Genomic DNA, 11,990 nt, shown 5'->3' on the forward strand with positions numbered 1-11,990 from the left:
AGCAGAAGGATGTAGCTATGTTCACTTCAAGTAAAATCGCCCTCGTCACCGGCGCAGGCAGCGGGATTGGCAGAGCGACGGCTGTCGCCTTGTCGAATGCCGGTTATTTTGTGGTCCTCGCTGGACGCCGTCTGGAACCCTTACTGGAAACCGTTGCAGCATTTGGCGGCAGCGAACAGTCAATGGTGGTACCAACCGACGTTACCAGTCCGGAATCCGTGACGGCTCTGTACGCCCGGATCCATGAAAAATGCGGTCATCTTGACGTGCTGTTCAACAACGCGGGGACTAATTTCCCGGGTATTCCCTTCGAAGAGTTGAGCTACGAGAAGTGGACGGCGGTTGTTGATGTCAATCTGACGGGGATGTTTCTCTGCGCCCAGGGCGCCTTCCGCCTGATGAAAGAACAAAGCCCTCAGGGCGGGCGAATCATCAACAACGGTTCGATTTCCGCCCACGCCCCGCGTCCTGATTCAGCGGCCTATACGGCAACAAAGCACGGCGTGACCGGCCTGACGAAAAGCATCTCCCTTGATGGCCGTAAATACGGCATCGCCTGCGGTCAGATTGACATTGGCAATGCGCACACCGAACTGTCGCAGCGCATGTCAAAAGGCGTCAAACAGGCCAATGGAGAAGTGGCGGTTGAAGCGATGATGGATGTCTCACAGGTTGCCAACAGCGTGGTTTACATGGCTGGCGTCCCGCTCGACACCAACGTGCAGTTTATCACCGTGATGGCGACCACCATGCCGTTCGTTGGCCGTGGCTGATTGGAAGTAACACCATATGGGCTGGGTCTCTCAGCCCATAAAAACGTCCTCAATAGCGCCTTGTCAGAAGACCGTCAGCCTGACGACAGTCGGCTTACGCCAGAATAACGTTAAGTACCTGACGTTTGCTGATTGAGGGAATAAACATCATGAGAACAGTAATTAGCGCATTTCTGACGATGATGGTCATCGGGTTGACGGGGTCGACCGCTTTCGCATCGGAGAATATTACCGGGCCGTCCCGGACGTTGATTGTCTATTTCTCTCAGCCGGAGGAGTAGCCACTGCGCATGGCTTTCGCTCAAGTTTTCGTAATTGGTGCAGCGAACATGGTTACTCACGGGATCTTGCTGAAAGAGTACTCGTACTCGCACACGCAATTCAGAGTAAAGTTGAGGCCGCTTACCATAGGACGGATTTGCTGGAACAACGTCGCCCGATGATGCAGGCATGGGCAGATTATGTAACACGATCAGGTGATTGAATTGCCACAAGCCGGGATTGCATACTATTCCATCGGAGGTACACGATAGTACCTCTTTTTTCTGAAGTATTAACCGGAGCGGCTCCACTGGCAGTTAAGTGCCAGAAGCGGAAGTTTACAGTGTCCTGAAAGTCGATGGAGATATTGCTAACATTACCACATATTAATAACACTAATGGCTCGCTCACCACAAACCTTGCAACAGTGCCAAAAATATTAACCTGATTTATTCAGGGTAAAGTCATTAACGAAGTCAGTGAACATGCGCGCCTGTTCGGACAATTTATGATTTTTCCGCGTCAGAATATAATACGCCTTATGGTGACGTACTTTTAATTCAGGAAACGGCAGAACAAGAAGACCTGAATCCAGATATTCACGGACCAGAGTAATCCCACATAGAGCGACTCCCACCCCAGATATCGCGAGTTGCATCAAAATATTGGATTCTCCCACGATATGACCACCATTCAGATTTATGCCTTTACAAGGATGATACTTCAGCCAGAAGCGCCAGTCAGAGTAATCTCTCTCATGAAGAATCTGAACTCTCGCAAGGTCCTCAATTGAGGAAAGATTATTCTGCTGCATATAGGCAGGTGAGCATACAGGATAATAATCAAGACCGGAAAGATATTGCGCATCAAAACCAGGCCATACACCTTCTCCCCACTTTATTGCGAGTTCTGTACCGACAGAAAAATCAAGGTGATGAGTTGTCAGAGTCTGACGAAAAATAATATCCTTATGTCGGGAAAGAAAACGGGGAAGTTCAGGGGAAAGAATCACCCGGTTCCAGACAGGCTCCGTTTCAATTACCAGACTTTTGCTTGCAAGCCCCTGATTATAGCTCTCAAGAACGTCCAGAATCTCATCGAATGGCGACTGGATCTGATCCAGTAACATTCTTCCTGCATCTGTCAGCTCAACTCGTTTTGAGTTTCTGAAGAAAAGTTGTGTACGCATCAAGTCTTCAAGCTTCGCTATGCGTTGACTGACTGCTGACTGAGTGAGGCTCAAGTCACGTGCTGCGTGTGTAAAACTTGCATGTTCAACCACACTCTTGAATGCAAGGAGCCAGGAAAGCTGCGGGACTCTTGTCATTTTCGTTTCCATAAACCCTCATGAATTAGGATATGTAATACTTCTATAAGGAAAAAGGCGTTGTACGTAAGTTGCCAGTTTAATTTAATGATAAATGAAAAAGTAGTTCCCTGCTGAATTGAATCGAATGGAAGATACTATGGAAATGAATGAAAGATCTACACCTGAAAAGAGTCCTCCCGTCAGAAATGACGTATTTCTTATCACAATAAGCATAGTAGTGGTTATCAGCACGATTATTCTTCTCATGCTATATCCGGCCTCTTCGCAGAAGATGGCAGAAAGCCTTTTTAATGGATTAACGACCTCAATAGGTTCTGTTGTTCAGCTACTTGGTTTCGCCTGTGTTGTCATGGCATTGCTGATTGCCGGTAGTCGTTTCGGGAATATCAAGCTAGGTGAAGGAATGCCTGAATACTCTAATATCAGTTGGATATTCATGTTTATTTGTGCAGGATTGGGGTCTGCAACAATGTACTGGGCATTTATGGAGTGGGCTTATTATTATAATACTCCTGGTCTCAACATTACACCAGAAAGCAAGGAGTCATTACGAGCAAGTCTGTCTTATGTATTCTTTCACTGGGGGTTAACTCCGTGGTCAATTTATGCTATTGCATCACTGGCAATGGCCTACCATTTTTATATTAACAAATCAAAAGGTCTTAATTTATCATCTCTCATATCATCAATAACAGGTATTTCTGACAAAGGTCCGTTGGGGAAAATCATTGACCTGATATTCCTCTTCTCCACCTTTGGTGGACTGGTTCTGACCACGACTATTACAGTTGGTACTGTTTCTGTCGGGCTATCGACAATGTTCGGCTTTGAAAACACATTTGGTCTTAAGGTGATTCTTCTCGCGATAATTACGCTGACTTTCTCCTTGAGCTCATACATCGGTATTGACGGCGGTATGCAGAAACTTGCAAAAGCTGCATGTGGTATGACCTTGTTGTTTGGCGTTGTAGTTTTGTTTCTTGGTAAGACGACATTCATCGTCGACAATTTTGTCAATTCACTTGGACTCACATTTACCAATTTCGTCCATATGAGCTTGTTCACAGATCCTATTGACCAGGGAACATTTAATAAAGACTGGACAGTATTTTACTGGCTTTACTGGATAACATACACACCTGGGGTTTCTATTTTCATCACACGTGTTTCCAGAGGCAGAACGGTAAGAGAATTAATTCTTGGTCTTATCCTGGGTGGATGCGCCGGATGCTGGTTCTTCTTTGGTAGCATGAGTGGTTTCGCTATCGACTTATTTAATTCTTCAGTAGTTAATGCGCCAGCATTATTACAAGCTAACGCGGGTGAATCTGCTGTAAGTGAACTCCTTTCTCAGTTACCTTTTGGTTCCTTTTTCTCTCTATTCTATTTCCTTTTGATGCTGGTATTTCTGGCTTCACACCTCGATGCAACGGCTTATACTGTAGCGGCAGTCAGTACCAAAGGATTACAACAGGGTCAGGATCCAAAAAGAGAGTTAAGGGTGTTCTGGTGCATTATGCTGGGATTAATACCTCTGGCAATGCTGTATATAAATGCATCGCTATCCACATTGAAAACAGCTGTCACACTGACGGCCGCGCCATTCATCGTCATTTTGATTATCTGCGCTTATGGCTTAATTAAATGGCTTAAAAATCATAATTTTGAAAAGGATGTAAAATGAAGATTACAGATATTGATGTCATTTGGTTACGAGTTCCTGAACTGAATCATGTCTGTGAATGGGGTGAGGATGCGGTCATTGTTAAAATCAGCACTGATGAGGGGATTACAGGCTATGGTGAGTCAGACAGCTCTCCTCTGGTAGTTAAATCATTTATTGAAACACCCTCTTCTCACTCGACCTGCAGGGGATTACGAGAGATTCTCTTAGGAAAAAATCCTCTCGAGATAACACGTTTGTGGGATGAAATGTTTTCTGGTAGTGAATATATGGGACGCAGGGGAGCTGGCGTACATGCTATCAGTGCCGTGGATATTGCTTTATGGGATATCGCAGGCCAGTTTTATGGTGTTCCGGTTCATACTTTACTAGGAGGCAAATATAGGGATCACATTGATGCCTATGGTACATTCATCCCTTCAGACAACGATGATGAAAGTTGTTCCAAAGCACTAAGTCTGATTCGTCAGGGATTTCAAAGCATTAAATTTGGTGGAAATAAGTTCGGCATTGACCCGAACAGAGATTACGAAACGGTAAGACGCATACGTGAAGTGGTCGGTGAAAAAATCGATATAGAACTGGATCTGGTTGGATTATGGAGAAACTTCTCATATGCGCAGACCCGCTATGAAATGCTTAAGGATTTCAATATTAACTGGATAGAAGAACCCGTTCCCTCCGACAGTCTGAAATGTTACCGCAGGCTTTCGGAAGCCTTACCTGTTAAAATTACAGGAGGAGAGGCCCTGACCAGTTATGCTGAATTCAAACAATTTATCGAGGAAGCAAATCCAGCTATTGTTCAGCCAGACATCACCAGGTGTGGTGGTATTACAGAGATGAAAAGAATAAATCAACTTGCTGAGTCCAATGGTGTCAGTCTGGTTCCACATGGCTTCAGTACAGGTATCCTGTTGCATGCAACAATACATTTTCTTGCATCAACCCGATTTGGAGATTTGATTGAATACTCTCAGAGTGAGAGTCCCATCTATAAATATCTGGTAAAAAATAAAGTTCCTGTAACAGACGGGAAAGTGACCGTTCCTGATTTACCCGGTCTGGGACTACAACTGGATGAAGATTTTATCAAAGAATATCGTGTTGTAGATTTCTGAATCCAGTTGATATCCTCCCCGCCTTTAGGGGCGGGGATTTCATTTGGAAATTACAGAGTATTACACCGATACCGCAGGCTTCACTGAGCCCAACGTCCGATTTTCACTCAGGCTGTGTGAAAACCACTGATCACTTTGTGGCCTAAGCAATACGCTCGTATGATCAATTATTCTTGCCAGTTTCGTGTAGAGATATACTTTTTTAGTAAAATTAAAAGGTTATGAATAAACCTCGCAGGGGCGATATGACCCACCACATTGAAGGTTTGGGCAGATATCAGGCAACCATGCTAAAGCTCTATATTTATGGATACCTGAACCGTATTCAGTCTTCCCGGCGGGTAGGTAGCGAGCTTCAGAATAGATTTACGGTAATTGAAGATGGTTTAGGACTGCAAATATACTTTAATAATATCGCATGTCGTGATTGCAGCGAGCGGTCAAAATGCACCACATCAAAACGGGGCGACTCACTTCCTGATGCAACGATTTAAAAAATGTCAGCACAGAAATTAGTCTACATGTGCTTGCCTATAACCTGAAAAGAATGATGAGCATCTGAGGCACTGAAGGGCTGAACGTCAAGTTGCGGGAGCAATTCAATTAACGACGATAGTCGCTTTAACTGTATTAGCTTAGTGCCTAATAACAATCCAGTAGCATTCAGTATAAAGCTTTAAAAACCCTGAACTGATCCTGAAAAGAACTCACATCTTATACGGTAAATATCAGGGAGATTATTATATCTCTGGCCGTAAATAGTGTTCAGATGCTACAAAAAACGAATTTTCACACAGCCTGTGCCAGAATCGGACAATGAAATAATTTGAACAAGTGTGGTTCGGAATTGTTTCCTCTGTAAATATTTTGTTCTTTTGTCTATATACCAGTAATACCAAATTCGATAATCGTAATAATCCCCCCGCATCAGCATGCAGGGGTAACAGGAAAGAACTTCTGTTTTTAATAATGAGGGTTATAACAAAGGCTGACCCTGGTACAGATACAGTATTACAACCTTACAGGGCTGACGGTGGCTCCAGTTTTTTTTCTACCGTGCTTTTAAGTTCAGCCGCTGGCAGTCGCGGCTGAGAGCGTTGCCAGCCTGAACCATAGCGGGTGTACTGTGCCGGGACCGGAAGGGTAACGTTCAAATCGTCTGCAGCGGTTCGTGCCCAGAAGGGATCTTTCAACATATCGCGGCCAACCAGAACGATATCTGCGCGGCCATTCTGCAGTATTTCTTCTGCCTGACGGCCCGTTTCGATTAGACCTACAGCTCCGGTTTTAATACTCAGTTCCCTGCGCAGCAATTCAGCTGCCGGAACCTGGTAATTGGGATATGTGTTTACCGGTACCATCGCAATCCCACCAGTCGAACAGTCAATCAGGTCAATCCCCTGCTCTTTCATCCATTTGCCGTAGATCAGGAAGTCTTCCGGACGGTTTCCCCCTTCTACGTAATCGGTTGAAGAGATCCGCAGGAACAATGGACCTTTCCACTCGCTACGCACCACATCGATAACTTCACGCACAATTCGGTAGCGATTCTCGTGGCTACCACCGTACTCATCAGTGCGCTTGTTCGCCACAGGCGACAGGAACTGATTAAGCAAATAGCCGTGGGCACCGTGGATTTCGATAACGTCGAAACCCGCTTCACGCGCACGGCGTGCACCCTGTCTGAATGCCTCTACTACCTCTTTGATCTGCTCAATGCTCATCGCCTGCGGCACGCGGGATTCCGCTGTAAACGGAATGGCAGACGGCGCGATGGATGGCAGGTCAATACCCAGCTGGCGACCTGCGTGGCCGAGTTGCGCACCTGCTTTCGCACCAAAGCGGTGAATGGCGTCCGTCACGCGGGACAAACCGTCAACGTGACTGTCATCCCAGATACCGATGTCGCCAGGACCGATTGGGCCATTCGGTAATACAGAGGCCGTTTCCAGCATGATCAGACCTGCTCCGCCCAGGGCTCGCGCGCCGTAGTGGATAACATGAAAATCATTAACCTTACCGTCGTCAGACGCCGAGTGCATGCACATCGGGGACATGGCAATACGGTTACGGAATTCAACGCCGTTGATTGTGATGGGTTCAAAAAGCAAAGCTGACATTTCTACTCCAGAAAGTGATTGATATTTAGCCCGCTAAAAGTACCATACTGAGAAAATTCGTTTATACACTAAAAAAATACACATACTTACCAAAAGGTAACCATGATGTTTTTATGAAGAAATTACGTAACTACGATTCGGCACCAGGCTGTTCAATGGAAGCGGCACTGCATATCATGGGCGGGAAATGGAAAGGGGTGATCCTCTATCATTTATTTAAGGACGGTACGCTTCGGTTTAGCGAACTCCAGCGGTTTTTAACCAGCATTAATCAGCGTTTACTGACGAAGCAACTGCGTGAACTTGAAGAAGATGGCCTGATTATTCGCCAGGTTTATCCCGTTGTTCCACCAAAGGTTGAATACTCGTTGAGTGACGAAGGGCGGGAGCTGAACAAGCTGGTTCTGGATCTCAGTATATGGGGCAGAAACTGGCTGGAACGCCGCGGTCTTAAAACCGCGGTTGAAGAAGATATCGAGGAGCTGAAAAAGGTTCTTGGCGATCCGAAGTAAGCCGCCTTCACGGGTATCTAAGGACCAAAATGGGTGATGCAGAAATCGATAAAACTGCGTAATCGCGGAGTCATTCTTCTGTCCTGGGCATAAAGCACATGGACTGGTCGACCGGGTAGTTCATAATCGGGCAGAATCCGCACCAGCCGCCCGGCGGCGATGTCCGCACTCATCAACGGATGCGGTTGCATAATGATTCCCAGTCCTGAGAGGGCCGCCGCAAGCAGGGCTTCGCTGTTGTCCGTTTTAAACCTGCCGGTTACAGGTACCGAGACTTGTCCGCCAGGGCCTTCAAATTTCCATTCCGTTCGCATTGATGTGTGGGTAAAGATCAGGCACTGGTGCCGCGTCAAATCCTGCGGCGCCAAGGGCGTGCCAGCCTCATCGAGATAAGCCGGGGCGGCACAGATAACCATCTGATAGGGAGCAAGCGTTCTTGCCAGTAGCTGGCTGTCCGCCAGTTCTCCCGTACGAAATACGGCATCAAAGCGCTCTTCAACCAGATCGACAGTACGATTCGACAAACAGAGTTCGAGCGAGACTTCGGGATTTTGTTTGAGATATTCCGGCAGTTTTGAGGCCAGCAGCTGACTGCCAAAGGTAATGGGTGCGCTGATCCTGAGATTACCACGAGGGATCGCACGGGTTTCAGCAATCACGGCTTCCGCTTCTTCCATTTCAGCCAGAATATTTTTCGCTCTTTCATAAAAGAGACGGCCGCTGTCCGTCAGGCTCTGGCTCCGAGTCGTACGGTTGATCAGCTGAATGCCAAGATTTTGCTCAAGCATGCGTAACTGCTTACCTGTCAGCTGGGAGGACTGGTCCAGTTCACCCGCAGCGGCAGAAATGGAGCCTGACTCGACCACCCTAATGAATGTCTGCATGCAGGTTAAACGATCCATTTGAAATGAAATGTTCCAGGTGATGGTTATTTACGTAAATTTATCGCATTACGTTTTCAATGTACATTGCCCGTCAACCTGGCTCGCTTAACCGTTAGCATCCAATCATTAACAAAGGTGTTCCTGACATGAAAAATCTCTCTCTTTCCTTACTAATGGCGGCTTCCATGAGCTGTTCAGCGCTGGAATCTACAGCTGATGTTAAAGCTGTGAAACCTACGGTTGTGCTTGTGCATGGCGCATTTTCAGATGGTTCAACCTGGAATAAGGTCATTCCTTTGCTTGAGGCTAAAGGGCTGAATGTCGTTGCCGTACAAAACCCACTCACCTCCTTTGCTGAAGATACCGACACAACACGTCGCGCACTGGCACGAGTAAAAGGTCCTGTTGTGCTGGTCGGCCATTCCTATGGTGGAGCAGTCATTACAGAGGCAGGCGCAAAAAATGAGAACGTCAAAGCACTGGTTTATGTTGCCGCTTTTGCGCCATCGGCCGGAGAGTCTGTCGGTGATTTAACAAAAGATTATCCTACGCCATCAGGTTTCAGCCATATTGATGCCGATGATGCGGGTTATCTGAAGCTCACTTCTGAAGGCGTCTCCAGGCACCTGGCGCAGGATGTTACTGCAGAACAGGCGAGACTGATCTATGCCACTCAGGGCCCAACTAACGGCGCAGTATTTGGCGAAAAAGTGAATGACGCGGCATGGGAAAATAAACCTTCCTGGTATATTGTCAGCGAACAGGATCACATGCTCGACACTGACTTACAGAAAGCGATGGCGAAGAAAATCCACGCGACGGTGACTACCCTAAACGCCAGTCATGCCCCACATATTTCTCAGCCAGATGCCGTGGCAAGTGTAATTCTTCATGCGGTCAGCGCCGTAAAATAAACAATGCCGTGGTTGATAATTAATCATCACACGAATAAAGAGGGAACAGTAAACACTGCTCCCTCTTTATTCTGTAAGGTAAAGGCTTCGGCTGGATATTTATTCTGAATATTGTGCTAACCCTGCTGGGCTACATCCCCCGGCCTGATTCATACTTTCTGGGTGCAAACACGCAATTAATCCACGATCCTGTACGGCGCCGCAGCGCCGTTTTTATTTGTTTGGTGATACCGGGTCTGTCCGTGGTTTATATTCATGGCACAGGGGATTCCATCATGCCAGCGACTTTATGGATAAACATAAATACCTAGTAAGTTTTGGCCAAAAGATAATTTTCAATAGCCTGGTGACCCGCTAACCCGGAGTATAAATCGAGCAATCGTTTAAATAGAATTTCATTATATTCTCGTCGCGCAGCTGGGTCTGATGAAATCATTAAGTTGACAACCGCAATCACATCGTCCAACTCCTTTCTGTAAACATATGGCACAATAATATCATTAATCTCTTCACGCATGGCGCTATAATCAAAGTCATTATTTTTTAAACTACTGTTTAACCATATCGCAAAGATCAATGAATCCAGTTTTTCTTTCGCTTGTCGATACTCTCTCATCAAGACCTCCACCGGTGTGGCACAAAACAAAACACCTTATTTTACTTTCCAGTTCAATATTGTTTTTAATGCTAAACTTATTCAGAAGCTTACTTCTGTCATAATAAATCCTCTTAATATCTTTGTTATAAGCGCTGGCTATATCTTTTAGCTTCACTCCCGCCAGGATAAAAGAAATTAACAACGCTTCTTTTTTAGATATTTTGACAAACCTTGATGCTGACGCATAAATGATATCGACCGCAGATACCGGTATTCGCCTTTGCATCAACACTGAGCATACGCCTGAAAATCCCACATTCAATTTAGCCCCAAGGATTTCAAGATAAGACGCCTCCAAATCATTGAATCTGTACCCTCCGTTTGAATATACAACTACGCTAATAAGTGGGAAGTGTATTTTTATATATAGCGCTGACTGAAGGACTTCGATATTGCTCCATGGATAATCGATGATGAGACATTTTAGACAATACTTATCTGATACAGACATAGCTTTACTGACGATATTTTTAGGATGCTCAAAGGAACAATATAGGATTTTTTCGATACATTCTACTCTGCACCTCTCCCTTGAAAAATAGCTACTAAAACCCAAATCAAAATATCCAGATCCAGAAACAACTAATAACATTGCTTACTCTCCATACAATATCGCAACACATGACCTCAAGTGCATTTCAATGGTAATTACTTATCCTATGTTGACTGTGTAAGCGACAGATTCTCCTCTTACCCCACGAATTTAATTATAGGTAACCACAAATGTCGCACTGGCATTAGCCTGGCCGGCGGTAACCGTCGATTCAGTCTGAATGTATCTTGCCTGATACTGGAAACTGTAGGTCGACTCACTTCCTTTAGTTCCCGACCAGATTGTCGCAGGTTCATTCAACGCTATCGGGACGCCACTCTTTAATATCTGAACGCCAACTCCAGTCGCGGCAATGTCATCACCAATATCATCGAGTTTTATAATCCCGTTTACCGCATTACTGCCATCAGTCGTCGCATTAAATTGCATAAAGATGTTACCGACATTCTCGCAGGTTGTAAGGTCTATATTGAACGGTACTATATTTGTGGTACTCCCAGCCCCCATAAATACGGCCTTATTGTGTCTACCCAGATTGACTTTAATATCAGCATTACTGATTTTGCAAGTTGGAGATTTCACCGTAATGCACAATCCATTCACACTAAACCTTAAAGCATTGGCACCCTCAAGAAAAATATCACCGAGATAATCATTCAGGCAATATTGGCCTGGAGGTGGTAAACCGTTGGCATCAGGGATTCGCCAAAAATAAATTGTTGGCTTTTTGCTTTCTGAATTAAAATACTTTGCACCAGAAAATGGATGTGCTGCCGGATAAGGCATAAAAAGTGAATCGAAATCAATACCATCCTGCTCACCCATTTGAAAACTATAACCAATTCCAGGCAGACGATCGATACTATAAACATATCCAGGCTTGCTTTGATAAGCCGGTCCAATGGGAGCACCACCAATACTTTTGTAGCCACTCGGTTCAGAACCACTACAATTGATATTCCAGCCTGCATTATTAGTCAGAGTCATTCCACCATATGTGAACAATAAGTCCCCAGTCTGACGATTAAGAACATCCACCGTAAAATCTTTATTACCCATATTGACACTATATTCAATTGTTTTGCCACTGGTCATTACGCATGCAAGTACTGCGGGGCTATACCCTAGATACAGGAAAACAGATAACCCCAGAATCGTTTCTCTCTTCATTTATTGTCTT

13 protein-coding genes and 2 pseudogenes are annotated in these 11,990 nt (G+C 45.4%); 9 read left to right on the forward strand and 6 right to left on the reverse strand.

Annotated elements, in window-relative coordinates:
- The first annotated feature begins 17 nt into the window (after positions 1-17).
- From DA718_RS17965 to DA718_RS17970, 3 genes and pseudogenes are all read left to right on the forward strand, one after another.
- Positions 18-773, forward strand: a complete 756-nt coding sequence (locus DA718_RS17965) for an SDR family oxidoreductase (RefSeq protein ID WP_112215260.1) — start codon at positions 18-20, stop codon at positions 771-773.
- Between the two features lie 149 nt (positions 774-922).
- On the forward strand, positions 923-1,054 hold the full coding sequence (locus DA718_RS30870; protein ID WP_260611038.1) for a hypothetical protein: 132 nt from the start codon (positions 923-925) through the stop codon (positions 1,052-1,054).
- Positions 1,045-1,257: pseudogene (locus DA718_RS17970) on the forward strand (tyrosine-type recombinase/integrase); the annotation flags it as partial. The gene DA718_RS30870 and the pseudogene DA718_RS17970, both read left to right, overlap by 10 nt.
- Positions 1,258-1,473: 216 nt before the next feature.
- Here the strand turns inward: DA718_RS17970 and DA718_RS17975 are convergent.
- Entirely contained in the window at positions 1,474-2,373 is a 900-nt protein-coding gene (locus tag DA718_RS17975; RefSeq protein ID WP_112215261.1) for a LysR substrate-binding domain-containing protein, read from the reverse strand.
- A gap of 127 nt (positions 2,374-2,500) precedes the next feature.
- Here DA718_RS17975 and DA718_RS17980 point away from each other — a divergent pair, with 127 nt between their 5' ends.
- From DA718_RS17980 to DA718_RS30450, 3 genes are all read left to right on the forward strand, one after another.
- Positions 2,501-4,048 carry a BCCT family transporter gene (locus tag DA718_RS17980; RefSeq protein ID WP_112215262.1) on the forward strand — a complete coding sequence of 516 codons (1,548 nt, stop codon included), beginning with the start codon at positions 2,501-2,503 and terminating at the stop codon, positions 4,046-4,048.
- A complete protein-coding gene (locus tag DA718_RS17985) occupies positions 4,045-5,169 on the forward strand; it encodes a mandelate racemase/muconate lactonizing enzyme family protein (RefSeq protein WP_112215263.1) in 1,125 nt (374 codons plus the stop codon). The genes DA718_RS17980 and DA718_RS17985 overlap by 4 nt, the downstream gene beginning before the upstream one ends.
- Positions 5,170-5,414: 245 nt before the next feature.
- Positions 5,415-5,663: a hypothetical protein gene (locus tag DA718_RS30450; protein WP_167492709.1), complete on the forward strand. Its 249-nt coding sequence runs from the start codon at positions 5,415-5,417 to the stop codon at positions 5,661-5,663.
- A 525-nt stretch (positions 5,664-6,188) separates the two neighbouring features.
- Here DA718_RS30450 and namA read toward each other — a convergent pair.
- Complete coding sequence (namA, locus tag DA718_RS17990; RefSeq protein ID WP_112215264.1) at positions 6,189-7,289, reverse strand: NADPH dehydrogenase NamA; 1,101 nt, start codon at positions 7,287-7,289, stop codon at positions 6,189-6,191.
- Between the two features lie 113 nt (positions 7,290-7,402).
- Between namA and DA718_RS17995 the strand changes: the two genes are divergently transcribed.
- Positions 7,403-7,801, forward strand: a complete 399-nt coding sequence (locus DA718_RS17995; protein WP_048211800.1) for a winged helix-turn-helix transcriptional regulator — start codon at positions 7,403-7,405, stop codon at positions 7,799-7,801.
- Between the two features lie 17 nt (positions 7,802-7,818).
- Here DA718_RS17995 and DA718_RS18000 read toward each other — a convergent pair whose 3' ends face one another.
- A complete protein-coding gene (locus DA718_RS18000; RefSeq protein ID WP_110276306.1) occupies positions 7,819-8,703 on the reverse strand; it encodes a LysR substrate-binding domain-containing protein in 885 nt (294 codons plus the stop codon).
- A gap of 128 nt (positions 8,704-8,831) precedes the next feature.
- On the opposite strand from DA718_RS18000, the gene DA718_RS18005 reads away from it, so the two are divergent.
- Both DA718_RS18005 and DA718_RS18010 read left to right on the forward strand, forming a co-directional pair.
- A complete protein-coding gene (locus tag DA718_RS18005; protein ID WP_112215265.1) occupies positions 8,832-9,599 on the forward strand; it encodes an alpha/beta fold hydrolase in 768 nt (255 codons plus the stop codon).
- A gap of 77 nt (positions 9,600-9,676) precedes the next feature.
- Positions 9,677-9,779 (forward strand): annotated as a pseudogene (locus DA718_RS18010) (YqaE/Pmp3 family membrane protein); the annotation flags it as partial.
- 127 nt (positions 9,780-9,906) lie between these two features.
- Here the strand turns inward: DA718_RS18010 and DA718_RS18015 are convergent.
- The 3 genes from DA718_RS18015 to DA718_RS18025 all read right to left on the reverse strand — a co-directional run bounded on the left by DA718_RS18015 (position 9,907) and on the right by DA718_RS18025 (position 11,980).
- Positions 9,907-10,215, reverse strand: coding sequence for a hypothetical protein (locus DA718_RS18015; protein WP_130624392.1), 309 nt, complete (start codon positions 10,213-10,215; stop codon positions 9,907-9,909).
- Positions 10,148-10,849, reverse strand: a complete 702-nt coding sequence (locus DA718_RS18020; RefSeq protein ID WP_110276304.1) for a hypothetical protein — start codon at positions 10,847-10,849, stop codon at positions 10,148-10,150. Before DA718_RS18020 ends, DA718_RS18015 begins: the two co-directional genes overlap by 68 nt.
- A 111-nt stretch (positions 10,850-10,960) precedes the next feature.
- Complete coding sequence (locus DA718_RS18025; protein ID WP_112215266.1) at positions 10,961-11,980, reverse strand: fimbrial protein; 1,020 nt, start codon at positions 11,978-11,980, stop codon at positions 10,961-10,963.
- Positions 11,981-11,990 lie beyond the last annotated feature (10 nt).

Origin of the sequence: Klebsiella huaxiensis, from assembly GCF_003261575.2 — a bacterium.
Lineage (GTDB): Bacteria > Pseudomonadota > Gammaproteobacteria > Enterobacterales > Enterobacteriaceae > Klebsiella > Klebsiella huaxiensis.

Bases quoted from the DNA above. Each gene is read 5' to 3' on its own strand.
- DA718_RS17965 (WP_112215260.1), top strand. From the start codon at position 18: ATGTTCACTTCAAGTAAAATCGCCCTCGTCACCGGCGCAGGCAGCGGG.
- DA718_RS30870 (WP_260611038.1), top strand. From the start codon at position 923: ATGAGAACAGTAATTAGCGCATTTCTGACGATGATGGTCATCGGGTTG.
- DA718_RS17975 (WP_112215261.1), bottom strand. From the start codon at position 2,373: ATGGAAACGAAAATGACAAGAGTCCCGCAGCTTTCCTGGCTCCTTGCA.
- DA718_RS17980 (WP_112215262.1), top strand. From the start codon at position 2,501: ATGGAAATGAATGAAAGATCTACACCTGAAAAGAGTCCTCCCGTCAGA.
- DA718_RS17985 (WP_112215263.1), top strand. From the start codon at position 4,045: ATGAAGATTACAGATATTGATGTCATTTGGTTACGAGTTCCTGAACTG.
- DA718_RS30450 (WP_167492709.1), top strand. From the start codon at position 5,415: ATGACCCACCACATTGAAGGTTTGGGCAGATATCAGGCAACCATGCTA.
- namA (WP_112215264.1), bottom strand. From the start codon at position 7,289: ATGTCAGCTTTGCTTTTTGAACCCATCACAATCAACGGCGTTGAATTC.
- DA718_RS17995 (WP_048211800.1), top strand. From the start codon at position 7,403: ATGAAGAAATTACGTAACTACGATTCGGCACCAGGCTGTTCAATGGAA.
- DA718_RS18000 (WP_110276306.1), bottom strand. From the start codon at position 8,703: ATGGATCGTTTAACCTGCATGCAGACATTCATTAGGGTGGTCGAGTCA.
- DA718_RS18005 (WP_112215265.1), top strand. From the start codon at position 8,832: ATGAAAAATCTCTCTCTTTCCTTACTAATGGCGGCTTCCATGAGCTGT.
- DA718_RS18015 (WP_130624392.1), bottom strand. From the start codon at position 10,215: ATGAGAGAGTATCGACAAGCGAAAGAAAAACTGGATTCATTGATCTTT.
- DA718_RS18020 (WP_110276304.1), bottom strand. From the start codon at position 10,849: ATGTTATTAGTTGTTTCTGGATCTGGATATTTTGATTTGGGTTTTAGT.
- DA718_RS18025 (WP_112215266.1), bottom strand. From the start codon at position 11,980: ATGAAGAGAGAAACGATTCTGGGGTTATCTGTTTTCCTGTATCTAGGG.